We start from the raw sequence: 15199 nt of genomic DNA, 5'->3' as shown, positions 1-15199 counted from the left end.
CAAAACGTAAATCCCAGTACGGTGTCAGAGGTTTTTCAGACGATGCATCTTGAACAGAGAACCGGCCCGGTCCCGGGCCTGGTGTACGCGACGGTCCGACAGGGAATGACCACCCGCACCTTCCCCATCGAAGTCCGCCGGACCGCCTCGGGTCATTATATCTCCCGCATGCCCGACAACCGCTGGTCAATCGAGTGCCTGACCATCGCAGCCGCGCTGCTCATGCACGCTGCCGTCCATTTTCCGGTTGAACACGAACTCTCACCCTGGCTCTCAAATCCCAAGCCCACACCGCCCCTCGTCGAACGTCTGGCTGCCGGGTCCGAGACCGTCATCAGCGAGCCAAAAACCGAATCCCAGACCTGAAAGACTGGCGCCGCCGGTCCACTTCTGACTTGCCAAACACGGCTGGCAGGGCAATGTCTGGAACATGAAAACCCGTCTTCTGCATGTCACCGCCGTTACAGGTCTGGCGGCACTGGCCTTTACGGCCACCCCCGCCAGAGCGGATCACCCCTGGCAGGATGCTCCAGTTCCGGCCTCCATCACCGCCGATGCCGCCCTCCCCATCCTCCAGCCCACAACGCTGCTCGCAGGTGATAACGGAACCTATCTGGCCCTCGATACCGACGGTCACCCCGTCCGGATCAGCGCCGCCAACACGGCATCTTCCCTGCCCGGCCCCAACCTTCCCACCGAACGTCTGGTCGCCCTGACCACATCCGGTCCCGACCTCTGGGGGCTGACTGCGGGAGACCAGCCTACTCTCATCCGCATGTCCCGGGACGGATCGGTCCAGTCCCGTACCCCCCTGAGCGGCGCCACTGTCGCGGGCAGCAACCTGACCGCCCTTCAGATCCACGATACGCACGCCTATCTGGCGGATGAGGGAAAACCGGCGCTGATCGTGGCAAATCTCCAGACCGGTAAAGCCACCCGCTTCCTGCCCTACGATCCGTCGCTGACCGGCCGCCACCCGCTCCTGCGCGCCGGCCAGCCCCATATGGGCCCCGACGGGCACCCGATGGCCGGCGGAAACGTGCGCTTTCTGCTCCTTGATGCAAAAGGCCAGTGGCTCTTCTACCAGCCCGCCTGCGGCCCCATGTCCCGCATCGACACGGCGCTGCTGACCGATACGGACTTCACCCCGGTCGAACAGCTCGACGGCATCACCGAATGGCGCACGACTCCCAGCGTAGGCGGCGTCACCCTGACCCCGGATGACACCTTCTACCTGTCCGACATCACCGTCGGCAGCATCCTGAAATTCGGCAGTGACCGTATCCCCCTGCGTATCCTCAAGGACACGCGCCTCTTCGATGCCGGTGCTCCCGCCGTCTCCGACAGTCACCAGATGGCCGTTCTGGTCACGGAAGATAACGCAACGCACATTCTTCGCATCGCCTTGCCCTGACAGGTCGTGATATAATTTTCCCATGCGCTACCGATCTACCCGCGGCGAGCTGACCGCCGACGCCCCGAACTTCTCTGACATCCTCCTCGCCGGACTTGCGGGAGATGGCGGTCTCTACATGCCGGAGAGCTGGCCGAAGATCAGCCCGCAGACCCTGCGCGAGTGGCGCACGCTCTCCTATCCGGACCTCGCCGCCGAAGTCATCGCCCTCTTCACCGAAGGCGCGATCGACGTCGACACCCTGCGTGACATGACCCGTGACGCCTATGCGGATTTCGATCACGCCGCCGTCGTTCCGCTGGTCGAGGTCGAGCAGGATCTCTACTCCCTCGAACTGTTTCACGGCCCGACGCTCGCCTTCAAGGACATGGCGATGCAGATGCTCGGCCGCCTGTTCGATCACGTCCTGACCCAGCGTAACCGCCACGTCACGATCGTCGGTGCGACCTCCGGCGACACCGGCTCGGCCGCCATCGAGGCCTGCCGCGGCCGCGAACGCCTCTCCGTCGTCATCCTGCACCCCAAGGGCCGCACCTCGGACGTCCAGCGCCGCCAGATGACGACCGTCCAGGACGACAACATCCTCAACATCGCCGTCGAAGGCGATTTCGACACCTGTCAGGATCTGGTCAAGGCAATGTTCGCCGACCACACCTTCCGTGACGAAGTCTCGCTCTCGGCCGTCAATTCGATCAACTGGGCGCGCATCGCCGCCCAGATCCCGTATTACGTCCGTGCCGCCCTCGCCCTCGGCGCACCGGACCGCGAAGTCTCCTTCTCGGTTCCGACCGGCAATTTCGGCAACGTCCTCGCCGCCTGGGCCGCAAAGCAGATGGGCCTGCCCATCAAAAAGCTCTGCATCGGCTCCAACCGCAACGACATCCTCACACGCTTCGTCATCGACAACGACATGAGCGTGCGCACGGTCGAGCCCAGCCTGTCACCGTCGATGGACATTCAGGTCTCGTCCAACTTCGAGCGTCTCCTGTTCGAACTGCTGGACCGCAATTCCACCCGCTGCGCCGCCATCATGCGCGAGTTCCGCGAGACCGGCCGCATGGCCGTCCCGCACGACGCCTGGACCCGCATGAAAGAGGTGTTCGAGGGCATGACCCTCACCGACGAACAGACCAGCGAAGCCATGCGCCTGTTCTATAACGAGAGCCTCTATCTCGCAGACCCGCACACCGCGATCGGCCTCGCCGTCGGCAAGCGTTTCCAGGAACCCGGCATCCCCATGGTCGCGGCCGCCACAGCCCACCCGGCCAAGTTCCCGGACGCCGTCATCGCCGCCACCGGCATCCACCCCAAACTCCCGCCGCACCTGTCCGACCTGTTCGAGCGCACCGAGCGCTACGAGTGCATGGACAGCCAGATTGCCGGCCTTCAGGACGCCGTCCGCGCCCATATCAAGCGCGGCTGATCGTCCGCAACACAGGCTCCCCAGCCGGGGAGCCTGCCTTCCTTCGACAATACGGAACCTCATGCCCGATACGATTGAAGTCACCAGACTCGATAACGGCCTGACCATCATCACCGAACGGATGGACCGCGTTGAAACCGTGTCTTTTGGAGCCTATGTCTCCATCGGCACGCGCGACGAGACTGCCGCCAACAACGGCGTCTCCCACTTCCTCGAACATATGGCTTTCAAAGGCACGGAACGCCGCTCGGCCTCCCGCATCGCCGAGGAAATCGAGAATGTCGGTGGCTACATCAACGCCTATACCGCCCGCGAAACCACCGCCTATTACGTCAAGCTGCTGAAGAACGACCTCGCCCTTGGCGTGGACATCATCGGCGACATCCTGACCCACAGCACGTTTCTGGACGCCGAAATCGAGCGCGAACGCGGCGTAATCCTTCAGGAAATCGGTCAGGCCAATGATACCCCGGACGACATCATCTTCGACCAGTTCCAGGAACGCGCTTTCCCCGAACAGCCCATGGGCCGCCCCACACTCGGCACCGAAGACCTCGTCTCGAACATGACGCGCGACACGCTCATGTCTTACATGCGCGAGCACTACACCACCCACAACATCACCATCGCCGCCGCCGGAAACCTGCATCACCAACAGGTCGTCGATCTGGTGAAGGACCACTTCCGCGACCTCCCCACCCATCAGACGCCCCGCCCCCGCGCGGCCGCATATGAGGGCGGCGAACTGCGCACGACCCGCGAACTGGATCAGGCCCACCTCGTCATGGGCTTCCCTTCCGTCAGCTACATGCACCCCGACCACTACGCGGTCATGATCCTCTCGACGCTCCTCGGCGGTGGCATGTCCTCACGCCTGTTTCAGGAAATCCGTGAGCGCCGCGGTCTGGTCTACAGCGTCTATTCCTTCGCCTCCCCCTTCAGCGACAGCGGCCTCTTCGGCCTCTACGCCGGCACGGGCGAAGAACAGACCGCCGAACTCGTCCCCGTCATGATCGACGAACTCAAGCGCCTTCAGGACGGCCTGAGCGCCGAAGAACTGTCCCGCGCCCGCGCCCAGCTCAAATCCTCGCTCCTGATGTCGCTGGAAAGCACCGGCAGCCGCTGCGAGCAGCTCGCCCGCCAGATCCAGGTCCATAACCGCCCGATTCCCACCGCCGAAACGGTCGGCAAGATCGACGCCGTGACGGAAGACGACATCCTCCGCGTCGCCCGCACCATTTTCTCCGGCACGCCGACCTTCACCGCGATCGGCCCCGTCGGCAACATGCCCTCGCTCGAGGACATCACAGCAAGGCTCGCCGCATGACCTCCACAACGCCCGTCGAAGCCCTCCTCGCCGCCGCCCGCCGCCACGGCGCAGACCATGCGGACGCCATTCTCGTCCGCGACGAATCCGAATCCGCCATGATCCGCAAAGGCGTCCCCGAAGGGATCGAGCGCTCCGAAAGCGTCGCCCTCGGCCTGCGCGTCTTCCGCGGCAAGCGGGCGGCAACGGTTTCGACGAGCGTCCTGAATGATGCCGAATTCGACCGTCTGGCCGAACAGGCCTGCGCCATGGCCCTCGTCGTCCCCGAAGACCAGTATGCCGGTCTCGCCGAAGCCGCCCTTCAGGGCCGTTTCGACGCCTCCGGACTGGACCTCGAATGCAGTTCCACCCCGAGCATGGACGATCTCCTCGCCCGCGCCCGCGAAGCCGAGGACACCGCCCTGTCCTTTGAAGGCATCACCAACACCAACGGCGCCTCCGCCGGACATGGCCGGACCTCCGTGATGCTCGGCACCTCCGCAGGCTTCTTCGGCGCCTACAGCCGCACCGGACATTCCACCAGCGCGAGCGTCCTCGCCGGCGAAGGCGCGAGCATGCAGCGCGACTACGCCTATCGCAGCGCCGTGCACCTCGAAGACCTCGAAAGCCCGACCATCATCGGCCGCGAAGCCGCCGAGCGTGCCCTCGCCCGCGTCAATCCCGGCCGTCCCCGCACCGGCACCTACAGCGTAATCTACGACCCGCGCGTCTCCGGCACGCTGCTCGGCCATCTGGTCGGCGCCATCAATGGGGCCGCCATCGCCCGCGGCACCTCCTTCCTCAAGGACAGCCTCGGCAAACAGATCCTCTCCGCCGGTCTCACTGTCCATGACGATCCGCGCCGCCTTCGTGGCCAGGCGTCCCGCCCCTTCGATGGCGAAGGCTGTGCCGCCCTGCCGCTGGACCTGATCGCCGACGGCATCCTCCAGACCTGGCTGCTCGACTCCCGCAGCGGTCGCCAGCTCAACATGCCCACGAACGGCCGCGCCAGCCGTGGCATCGCCTCCCCGCCCTCACCGAGTGTGACAAATCTTCACCTCGCCCCCGGCCCCCTTTCCGCCGAGGCCCTGCGTTCCGATATCAGTGAAGGGATCCTGATCACCGAACTCATGGGTTCGTCGGTCAACATGCTGACCGGCGATTACAGCCGTGGCGCTTCAGGCTTCATGATCCGCAACGGCGAGATCGCCGAACCCGTCGCCGAACTCACGGTGGCCGGCAATCTCAAGGACATGTTTGCCCGCATGGTTCCGGGCAGTGATCTAACGTTCCGGCAAAGCGTTAACGCGCCGAGTATCCGGATTGATGGCATGAGCATTGCAGGACTTTGATGCGTAATTTCCGACTTTCTTCGACCGCCCTCGCCCTCCTCTGCGCTGTCAGCCTCGGCGCGCTGGGAACAGCGGATGCGCGCCCGGGCGGCGGCAGCTCCATCGGAAGCCGCGGCTCCCACACCTGGAGCGCCCCGCCACGCACCTCCATCACACCCGGCTGGGCGCGCCCGATGGACCAGTCCGCCACACCGCGCACGCCGCCCGGTTACGGCTCGCCGGGCTATGCCAGCCCGCGCCCGATGCCCGGCTTCGGCGCCCCGGCCTACAGACCGTCCTACCCGGTCCGCCATCCGTTCATGAGCGGCTTCGCAGGCGGCTTTCTGGGCGCTGGCCTGTTCGGTCTGCTGAGCGGTCACGGCTTCATGGGCGGCATGACCGGCGGCACGTCGTTCTTCGGCTTCCTGCTACAGGTTCTCATCATCGGCGGCCTGATCGCCTTCGTCCTGCGCATGTTCGGTAACCGTGGCCAGCGCAGCCCGATGGGTATGCCCTCTTCCACAGGCGCACCCCCCTTCGTGAACGTAGGCGGCAGCGCGCCCGTGACGCTCACCAATGACGACTACACGAGCTTCCAGAGGCTCCTGCTCGACATTCAGGCTGCCTGGAGCGCACAGAACATGCGCGCCCTCGCCAGCATGGCGACACCGGAAATGACGGGCTATTTCAACGCCCAGCTTTCCGATCTCGCCAGCCGTGGCGCCCGCAACATCGTCTCCAACGTCCAGTTCCAGCGCGGCGATCTCTCCGAAGCCTGGCGAGAAGGCAACCTCACCTACGCCACTGTCGCCATGCGCTACTCCATGACGGATGTCACCACGGACGCCATGGGCAACGTCATCGACGGTAGCTCCACAGAGCCCGTCACCGTGACCGAACTCTGGACCTTCGTCCGCGCCGATGGTCGCGGCAACTGGATCCTCTCCGCCATCCAGCAGGCCGGCTAACGAACCCCAGAAACAGAAAAAGGCCCGGGAAACCCCCGGGCCTTTTTTATTGCGGGCAATACAAACGAAATCCCGGGCGTTACAGCCGCGTCAGCGTAATCACATAAAAGATGACGGCCAGCAGCACCACACCGCCAACAATCCCCGTAATCCGGCTCAGACGCCGCTTGCGGGCAAGATCAATATCAGTGGTCATGTTCATCCGATCAGAACCCGGTCAACCAGCAGCCCACAGAACAGCAGGAACAGATAGGCCAGTGAATACCGGAACGCGAACCGCGCCGGCTTGTCCTTCGTCAGGCTCACTCCTTCCGCATCCTGCCTGTCCATCAGCACCCGGAACGCGCAGAGAATGAACCCCAGATCCAGCAGACTGGTCACAACCGTATAGGTCAGCCCAACTTCATGCACGAAGCTCGGCACCAGCGAAACCGCCGTGAGAATGAAGGTGTAGATCAGGATCTGCCAGCGCGTATGCCGCGCACCCTTCACAACCGGTAGCATCGGAATGCCCGCCTTGCCGTAATCCTTGCACGCATAAAGCGACAGCGACCAGAAATGCGGCGGAGTCCACAGAAACACGATCGCAAACATCGCCACCGGCAGCACAGCCATGGAGTTCATGGTCGCAGCCCAGCCGATCATCGGCGGGAATGCCCCCGCAGCCCCACCGATCACGATGTTCTGCGGCGTGCTCCGCTTGAGCCACATCGTATAGATGACGCTGTAAAAGAAGATCGAGAACGCGAGGATCCCCGCCGCCAGCGCATTCGTCGCCAGCCACAGCACAACCACGGACAGAACCGACAGCACCACGCCATAAACCAGCGCCGCCTGCTCCGGCATCCGCCCATCGGGGATGGGCCGCACGACCGTCCGCTTCATGATCGCGTCAATGTCGCGATCATACCACATGTTGATCGCACCCGCGGCCCCGGCCCCGATGCAGATGCACAGGATCGTAATCAGCCCGATGGGAATGGACGGCCAGCGCGGCGCCACTGCCATACCCGCAGCGCCCGTAAACACCACCAGCGAAATCACGCGCGGTTTGAGAAGCGCCAGCCACTCACGCAGGGACGGATCACCATCCTTGCCCGGAACGGAAAAAACCCCCGAAGGGGCTAAAGGTGTCGCCGTATCGCTCATGCCGAGACCCGGGCACGCCCGGTCTCCCTCAACAGGAACAGCCCCAGCAGACCAAAGGCCAGCAGGCTGATCCCCATCAGAATTTCACCATAGATCATGACCCCCGGCACCACGGAGCAGAACGCTCCTGCCAGCATCAGGCAGGCATGCCCCCGGCTCATCATCGCGGGGATCCGACCGGGGAGAAGCATCTCGACCCAGGCATAGAACCCGCCGCAAAGCGCCATGATGCCACCAAACGCCACAGCCGTATGATCGCCCGAATGTCCCGGCAGCCAGTCAGACAGCCATCCCGCCGTAAACAGCAGAATGCTGCCGATTGCCCAGAGCGCGGCCCCGTCCAGATCTCGCTTCTGCTGCCAGACATCCCGGCACAGCGCCCCGATCAGCACAACGGACGGCACGATCTGCGTCACAAGAACAAGGCCCGGCGTCATGCCCGACGGAAGCGCCCCGTACAGCCCATCCATCCAAAGAAGCGGGCCACCAATGCCCATCACGCCAAACACATAAGGCGCGACCGTCCAGGAGGCTCCCGCCCCAGCGGAACGCGACAGCAGCGCGGACGCCACCAGCCCCAAGGCGGGCGTCAGCATCAGCGCCATTTCCGGAAGATGCAGCGTCTCGATCAGCGCATCCGTCGTAATGCCATCCAGCATGCCGCGCGTCACGACCGCCGCCAGAACAGGCGCTACCAGCACCACGCTGCACGCAGTCGCCAGAAGCGACCAGGCCAGCGGCGACATGTCGCGGAAACGGCAGACGCGGCCCTCAAGGCAAGTCGTAATCACATCGATCGCAACAGCCAGAATCCCGACCGACCACAACAGCAGCGCGACAAACGGCAACACCGGAAGCAGCACCACACCGGCCGACAGAAATCCGAACCCGGCCATCGTCAAACCACGCAGCACCGTGCGATCCGTTCCCAGCGCAGACGGCAGAAGCCACTGGCCGAACCCGCCCAATGCTGCCGGGCACATGACGAAGAACGTCATGAGAATACCGTGGCAGAAAGCCTGACCGCTCGTGGGATGTGTCTGAAGAATTGGCAGAGCCAGCGACCCGCCCAACAGACCGGCAAACAGTGCCAGCAGAATGAAAGACGTTCCGACTCGGCGGCTGGAACGGGCCGAGGGAGTATCCGGAGCAGTATCGACGGCCTGATAAGTCATGATCGCGTAGTCGGTCCCTGAACTAGGAATACCGCAGCGAGCGTCGGAATACTCGGCGCCGACACAAGTGCGGAACCAAACGCCGATCAGGCGACCAGGGCTGCTGCGTCGCTTTTACTCTCGCATTGCGGCAATGTCACGAGTGTAAACAGCCCCGCAGGCGGAACCGGCGTCAGCGTGGCGCGGCGCAGGTCTTCCGGCGGCAGAAGGGACTCAATGGCAAAATCCGGATGCCAGCCCAGCGAACGCGAAGCGCGCGCCATGCCCCGCTCGACCGAAAGACGCAGCCCACCCGTCGCCAGGAAGTGGTTGACGAACAGGATATGCCCGCCCGGCTTCACGACCCGCTTGAGCTCGGCCAGCAGCCGGTCCGGATGCGGCACGACGGAGGCCACGAACATCGCAACCGCGATATCGAAGCTGTCATCCTCGAACGTCGTGGCTTCCGCATCCATTTCGAGCAGATCATCCACATTCGTCAGGTGCTCCTGAAGCACCCGCATCCGTGCACGCTCAAGCATGTCCTCGGACAGATCGATTCCCGTAATGCGCTTGTCGTGGTTGTAGGACGGCAGGGCAAGGCCCGTTCCGACACCGACTTCCAGGACCCTCTCTCCCGGCAGAGCATTGACCGCGGCCACTGCTCTCTTGCGTCCGTACCCCGAAATACCGCCAAAAACAGTATCATAAACGCGGGCCCAACGACGATAAGCCGTCTTGACGGCTTCCGCGTCCAGTGCCGAACGCGGGGAAAGGGTTGAGGACATGATGATATGCGACCTTCTTTGTCCGCTCGCCCTTCAAGGGGCAGAGCTGTCCGGAACATGTTCAATTGGCACCTTCTTGCCCTCCCGGATATGCATCTGGCAAGACACGGAGTGCGCATGACGTTTCGAAGCCACGTCTGAGACCAGGTCAGGAGGACAACCGTGCTGATCTATTTGCTTGTAGCGATCACCTTCGTAATCTGGGTCGCAATTTATCTTCTGTATTTCCGTCAACAGGTTATGGCCTGGATCGGCAACCGTTTCGGAAAAGATCACGCAGCTCCCCCGGCAGAAAACGAGCCCGAAGCCCAGCTTCCTTTCAGCTATACGCCTCCCCCAAAGGAGTGACAGTCCCACAGGACTGCCCTCCCCCGCACGGCTTCAGACCCGAACACGCCTCTCGATCGCATCCCAGATCAGCCCGGCACTGTTGATCCCGTCAAAACGGTCCAGCTCCTGCAATCCGGTTGGCGACGTGACATTGATTTCCGTCAGCCAGTCCCCGATCACGTCGATCCCCGTGAAAATCAGTCCATGATCGCGCAGATAAGGCCCGATCGACTCACAGATTTCCTTATCCCGCACCGTCAGATCCACGCTCATGGCCCGTCCGCCCACATGCATGTTTGACCGCGCTTCACCCGCGGCCGGAACGCGATTGATCGCCCCGATCGCCTCCCCATCCACCAGAATGATGCGCTTGTCGCCCTGACGCACGGCCGGCTCGTAACGCTGGATCATCAGCGGCTCGCGAGACCGCGCGAAATGCATCTCCAGAAGCGCGCCAAGATTTTCATCATCCGGCTTGATACGGAAAATCCCCGACCCGCCATTGCCGTAAAGCGGTTTGACGATGATGTCCTGATACTTCTCACGGAATGCCAGGATCTCGCGCGTATCCCACGTCACGAGCGTCGGCGGCATCAGATGCGGAAAATGCGTCACCAGCAGCTTTTCCGGCGCATTGCGCACGGCCACCGGATCATTCACCACCAGCGACCGCCCCTCGCCCACGCCATGCACATGCTCCAGCATATGCGTCGCCGTGATGTAGCCCATGTCGAACGGCGGATCCTGACGCATCAGGATCACATCCGTCTGCCCCAGATCCAGCACCTGCTCCTCACCGAACGTCGCATGATTGCCGCGCTCACGCCGCACCTCGACCGGCCGCGCCCGCACCTGCACGCGCCCACCATGCCCCTGTCCTTCGACAAGGCTCAGCGTCGTCACCGGATAGACCCACAGCTCGTAGCCGCGCGCCTGCGCCTCAAGCATCATCGCAAACGTGGAGTCACCGTCAATATTGACGTACTCCAGAGGATCCATCTGGACAGCAACGCGAAGGGAACGGGACATCGGAAAACTCCGGCAGGGAGAAAGAGGAGTGGTCCCGTCTTCTCTAACCGCATGATGCGGTTTTTCAAAGCCGCCCGTCTCCGGAAGTCCTCTTATTGCCCCCCACGACTTGCCCCCCACGACGCGCCCCGTTCCAGGTCCTCGTCCTGCCCTTCCGCAAAACCGGTAGCAGCACCGAATACGCCCTCTTCCGGCGCAGCGATTCCGGCCACTGACAACCCATCGCAGGCGGAGGTGACGACGGCGAAACAGCACTTCAGGCCTCAAGACGCGAAATGCTGGCAGAAAGCAGCCTCTCGGCAGAGACACCACCCCGGTCAGCCATTTCGCCGCCCGATCCGAATGGTCCCCGCTGCTCGACACCACCCCGAACACTGTTTCGCAACCGACGCCGACGGGCAGAACCTGTCCCTCCGCCGAACACACGACCTGCGCGTGCTTTTCCTACGAAGACGCCCATCGACACCTGAACTGGCACTCCAACCGCCCGCCCCTGTGGAAAACAGCCGAACGCCTGCGCGACGGCACACTGCTGCCGTAAATGCTCAGTCCGCCGCCACCGCCACGGGATAAACAATCTTCAGGATCTCGATCTCCACCGGCCCGCGGGGCGTCTGCAACATCGCAACGTCCCCGACCCGCGTCCGCATTAGCGCCCGCGCCACAGGCGACACCAGACTGACCTCCCCCCGCGCCAGATCGGCCTCGTCCACACCAAGGATCGTTACGGTATGCTCGACGTCATCCTCGTCCACATACGTCACGGTCGCCCCGAAAAACACACGATCCCGCGTCGTCTGGGCCGCAGGATCCACGATCACCGCATTCTCCAGCCGCTTGCCCAGAAACCGCATCCGCCGGTCGATCTCCCGCAACCGGCGCTTGCCATACTGGTAATCCGCATTCTCCGAACGATCGCCATTCCCCGCCGCCCAGGACACGATCTCCACGATCCGCGGCCGCTCCTTCTGCGCCAGTTCCCGAAGCTCGGCCCGCATGACCGCGGCCCCCTTCGGCGAAAGATAATGCGACAGTGGTGTCTTTTCAGCCATCGACCTTCTCCACCCGAAACCGCATGGAACCCCCGACCTGCGCCTCCGGCTCCAGCACATGCAGCCCCCGGTCGGCGATTTCCGGATGATTGATCGCATCCGTCATGTTCGTCACCGGCTCGACCGCCACGAACGGACTGTCCGGCGCCGTGAACACCACGACATGCCCGAACAGCCGATCCGCCTCGACTTCCACTGACAGCCCCGTCTCCCGGTTCGCCAGCACGGCGCGGCCGCCAAACCCCGAGAAACAGTTATCGATCGCCCGCGCATGAACATCCACAGGCCGCCCGAACGCCCATTCCCCCTCACAGGGCACCCGCCGGGACGGCAGGGCATCCGGCGTCGTCAGCCAGACATCCTGCGCCTCGAAAGCCAGCGTCGCGGCACCCTTCGCGGCAAGAAACGGATGAAACCCCAGTCCCACCGGCTGCCTGCCCGCATCACGGTTCTCCACCACAAGCCGCACCTCCAGCCCGTCCGGCCGCAACCCGTAAGACAGTTCGGCGCGATAGGCGAACGGCCACTGCGGATCATCAGCCTGAGGCACATGCTCCAGCACCAGCACGACATCCCTGTCTGTCCGGTGCGTCACTGTCCATTCCCGCTCCCAGCCATTGCCGTGAATGGCGCTGCTGTCGCCCGCCATGTTCGGAGCCAGCCGGTATTCCCTGCCCTCAAACGCAAAACGCCCCTGAGCAATCCGATTGGAATATGGAACCAGCGGATATGCCGCCACGGCCTCCCCCCGCTGCGCCACCAGCGCCGGATTGGCAACGGGAAGGAACACGTCCTTCCCCCGAAACTGCCAGCGTCCAAGCGCGGCACCGAGCTTCGGCAGAACAACCGCCCGCTGCTCCCCCGCCACAAGCTCGATCATCCCGGACACATCGCGCGAAGCCTCAGTCACAGGCGCAACCACCCGAAGAAAAAGTCATGAAAAAACCGGTCCTGAAAAAAACATGCGCGCCCCGACACGGGCGCAGCAGAAAAAACGGGCTTATGCCCCGGATCAGCGTCCCCGGCCACGCTTCTTCTTCGCCGGATCATACCCACCCCCGCCCGGCCCGAGCGGCACAGGCGTCTTCGGAGCCTTCCGTGCCCCCGGCCGCCCTGCGGTCGAATTTGCAATCGGCGGCGGCTCCAGCCCCATATCGATCGCCTCCAGCCGCTTGACCTCGTCACGCAGCCGCGCGGCCTGCTCGAAGTCCAGATTGGCGGCCGCCTCGCGCATCCGCTTCTCCAGATCCTGGATCGTGGCCGGCAGGGACTTGCCAACGAACTGTTCCGTATCCCCGGCCCCATCCGGCGCCACCGTCACATAATCCTGCTCGAACACCGAGGACAGCGCATCGCCAATCCGGGAACGGACCGTCATCGGCGTAATGCCATGCGCCTCGTTCCACTCCATCTGCTTCGTCCGACGCCGCGCCGTCTCCTCGATCGCGTATTTCAGACTGTCCGTCATCTTGTCCGCATAAAGCAGCACACGCCCATCGACGTTACGCGCCGCACGCCCGATCGTCTGGATCAGCGACGTCCGCGACCGCAGGAACCCTTCCTTGTCCGCATCCAGAATCGCCACAAGCGAACATTCCGGAATATCCAGCCCCTCACGCAGCAGGTTGATCCCTACCAGCACGTCAAACGCCCCAAGCCGCAGATCCCGGATGATCTCGATCCGCTCCAGCGTGTCCACATCCGAATGGAGATACCGGACCTTGACGCCCGCTTCCCCCAGATAATCCGTCAGATCCTCGGCCATCCGCTTGGTCAGCGTCGTGACGAGCACACGCCCGCCCTTGCCAATCGCCTGATGACATTCATGCAGCAGATCATCGACCTGCCCCTCGACCGGCCGCACATCCGTCACCGGATCAATCAGCCCCGTCGGACGGATGATCTGCTCGGCAAACACACCCCCCGTCTGTTCCATTTCCCAGGGGCCCGGCGTCGCCGACACAAAGATCGACTGCGGCCGGAACGCATTCCATTCCCCGAACGCCAGCGGACGGTTATCGATGCAGGACGGCAGACGGAACCCGTAATCCGACAGCACGCTTTTCCGCGCCCTGTCCCCACGCTCCATCCCGCCGATCTGCGGCACCGTGACATGACTTTCATCCACGATCAGCAGCGCATCTTCCGGCAGATATTCGAACAGCGTCGGCGGCGGATCCCCCGGCCCACGCCCGGACAGATAGCGCGAGTAGTTCTCGATCCCCTTGCACGCGCCGGTCGTCTCGATCATCTCCAGATCAAACGTGGTCCGCTGCGACAGACGCTCCGCCTCCAGCAGTTTGCCTTCTTCGGTAAACTGCGTCAGCCGCCCGCGCAGCTCGTTCTTGATCCCGATCATCGCCTGATTGAGCGTCGGCCGCGGCGTCACATAATGCGAATTCGCATAGACGCTGATTTCCGCCAGATCCGCCGTCTTGTTCCCCGTCAGCGGATCGAACTCCACGATCTGGTCAATTTCGTCACCAAACAGCGACACCCGCCAGGCCCGGTCCTCGTTCTGCACCGGGAAAATATCAATCTGCTCGCCTCGGACCCGGAACGTCCCACGCTCGAACGCTGCGTCATTGCGCCGGTACTGTAATTCCACCAGCGCCTTGATCAGCCGCTCCCGGTCAATGGACCCACCAACCTCAAGCCGCACCACCATCTTCGAATACGTCTCAACCGATCCGATACCGTAAATGCACGACACGGACGCCACGATGATGACGTCATTGCGCTCCAGCAGGGCCTGCGTGGCAGCATGACGCATCCGGTCGATCTGCTCGTTGATCTGGCTGTCCTTCTCGATATACGTATCCGACCGCGGCACATACGCCTCCGGCTGGTAGTAATCGTAGTACGACACGAAATACTCGACCGCATTGTCCGGGAAGAACTGCTTCATCTCGCCGTAAAGCTGCGCGGCCAGTGTCTTGTTGGGCGCGAGAATGAGCGTCGGCTTCTGCGTCGCCTCAATGACTTTCGCCATACTGAACGTCTTGCCAGACCCCGTGACACCCAGCAGGACCTGATCCCGCTCCCCGCCCTCGACGCCCTGAACCAGTTCGGAAATTGCCGTCGGCTGATCCCCCGCCGGATCGTAATCCGATTTGACAACGAACTTGCGTGTCTTGGCCTTCGCAGGCTGCCGCTCCGGCAGGAACTGGGTCAACGGCATTGCGGTTGCGTTACGAACGGATGAGGATGCTTTTCTGGCCATCATGCCAAGATGGGAAAGCCCGCCACAGACAG

At 63.3% G+C, this 15199-nt stretch carries 14 protein-coding genes; 7 read left to right on the top strand and 7 right to left on the bottom strand.

The features are described 5' to 3' along the window. The first annotated feature begins 105 nt into the window (after window positions 1-105). The 6 genes from ABF859_RS03675 to ABF859_RS03650 all read left to right on the top strand — a co-directional run bounded on the left by ABF859_RS03675 (window position 106) and on the right by ABF859_RS03650 (window position 6442). Window positions 106-366 carry a hypothetical protein gene (locus ABF859_RS03675; protein ID WP_415526246.1) on the top strand — a complete coding sequence of 87 codons (261 nt, stop codon included), beginning with the start codon at window positions 106-108 and terminating at the stop codon, window positions 364-366. Between the two features lie 64 nt (window positions 367-430). Beyond that, window positions 431-1414: a hypothetical protein gene (locus ABF859_RS03670; RefSeq protein ID WP_415526244.1), complete on the top strand. Its 984-nt coding sequence runs from the start codon at window positions 431-433 to the stop codon at window positions 1412-1414. A 22-nt stretch (window positions 1415-1436) separates the two neighbouring features. Continuing rightward, window positions 1437-2837: a threonine synthase gene (gene thrC, locus ABF859_RS03665; protein ID WP_415526242.1), complete on the top strand. Its 1401-nt coding sequence runs from the start codon at window positions 1437-1439 to the stop codon at window positions 2835-2837. A 61-nt stretch (window positions 2838-2898) separates the two neighbouring features. Further along, window positions 2899-4164, top strand: a complete 1266-nt coding sequence (locus ABF859_RS03660; RefSeq protein WP_415526240.1) for a M16 family metallopeptidase — start codon at window positions 2899-2901, stop codon at window positions 4162-4164. Beyond that, complete coding sequence (locus tag ABF859_RS03655; protein ID WP_415526238.1) at window positions 4161-5495, top strand: TldD/PmbA family protein; 1335 nt, start codon at window positions 4161-4163, stop codon at window positions 5493-5495. Before ABF859_RS03660 ends, ABF859_RS03655 begins: the two co-directional genes overlap by 4 nt. After that, entirely contained in the window at window positions 5495-6442 is a 948-nt protein-coding gene (locus ABF859_RS03650) for a Tim44 domain-containing protein (RefSeq protein WP_415526236.1), read from the top strand. The genes ABF859_RS03655 and ABF859_RS03650 overlap by 1 nt, the downstream gene beginning before the upstream one ends. 198 nt (window positions 6443-6640) lie before the next feature. Here ABF859_RS03650 and ABF859_RS03645 read toward each other — a convergent pair whose 3' ends face one another. The 3 genes from ABF859_RS03645 to ABF859_RS03635 all read right to left on the bottom strand — a co-directional run bounded on the left by ABF859_RS03645 (window position 6641) and on the right by ABF859_RS03635 (window position 9533). Next, entirely contained in the window at window positions 6641-7591 is a 951-nt protein-coding gene (locus ABF859_RS03645; RefSeq protein WP_415526234.1) for a heme o synthase, read from the bottom strand. After that, the gene (locus ABF859_RS03640; RefSeq protein ID WP_415526232.1) at window positions 7588-8766 is read right to left on the bottom strand and encodes a cbb3-type cytochrome c oxidase subunit I; all 1179 of its coding nucleotides are present in this window, start codon (window positions 8764-8766) and stop codon (window positions 7588-7590) included. Before ABF859_RS03640 ends, ABF859_RS03645 begins: the two co-directional genes overlap by 4 nt. Before the next feature lie 86 nt (window positions 8767-8852). After that, on the bottom strand, window positions 8853-9533 hold the full coding sequence (locus ABF859_RS03635) for a class I SAM-dependent methyltransferase (RefSeq protein ID WP_062507553.1): 681 nt from the start codon (window positions 9531-9533) through the stop codon (window positions 8853-8855). Window positions 9534-9695: 162 nt separating this feature from the next. On the opposite strand from ABF859_RS03635, the gene ABF859_RS03630 reads away from it, so the two are divergent. Further along, window positions 9696-9881, top strand: coding sequence for a hypothetical protein (locus ABF859_RS03630; RefSeq protein ID WP_415526230.1), 186 nt, complete (start codon window positions 9696-9698; stop codon window positions 9879-9881). 33 nt (window positions 9882-9914) lie between these two features. Here ABF859_RS03630 and gshB read toward each other — a convergent pair whose 3' ends face one another. From gshB to uvrB, 4 genes are all read right to left on the bottom strand, one after another. Continuing rightward, window positions 9915-10892, bottom strand: a complete 978-nt coding sequence (gene gshB, locus ABF859_RS03625; RefSeq protein WP_415526228.1) for a glutathione synthase — start codon at window positions 10890-10892, stop codon at window positions 9915-9917. A 545-nt stretch (window positions 10893-11437) separates the two neighbouring features. After that, window positions 11438-11944 (bottom strand): transcription elongation factor GreB, encoded by a 507-nt coding sequence (greB, locus tag ABF859_RS03620; RefSeq protein ID WP_415526226.1) that lies wholly within the window; start codon window positions 11942-11944, stop codon window positions 11438-11440. Next, entirely contained in the window at window positions 11937-12854 is a 918-nt protein-coding gene (locus ABF859_RS03615; protein WP_415526224.1) for an aldose 1-epimerase, read from the bottom strand. The genes greB and ABF859_RS03615 overlap by 8 nt, the downstream gene beginning before the upstream one ends. 102 nt (window positions 12855-12956) lie before the next feature. After that, window positions 12957-15167, bottom strand: coding sequence for an excinuclease ABC subunit UvrB (gene uvrB / locus ABF859_RS03610; protein ID WP_415526665.1), 2211 nt, complete (start codon window positions 15165-15167; stop codon window positions 12957-12959). Between the last annotated feature and the right edge of the window lie 32 nt (window positions 15168-15199).

Origin of the sequence: Gluconobacter sp. (assembly GCF_047722525.1) — a bacterium.
Classification (GTDB): domain Bacteria; phylum Pseudomonadota; class Alphaproteobacteria; order Acetobacterales; family Acetobacteraceae; genus Gluconobacter.
The sequence above is the reverse complement of the archived record's forward strand: the minus strand, read 5'-3'. Positions and strand labels throughout refer to the sequence as shown.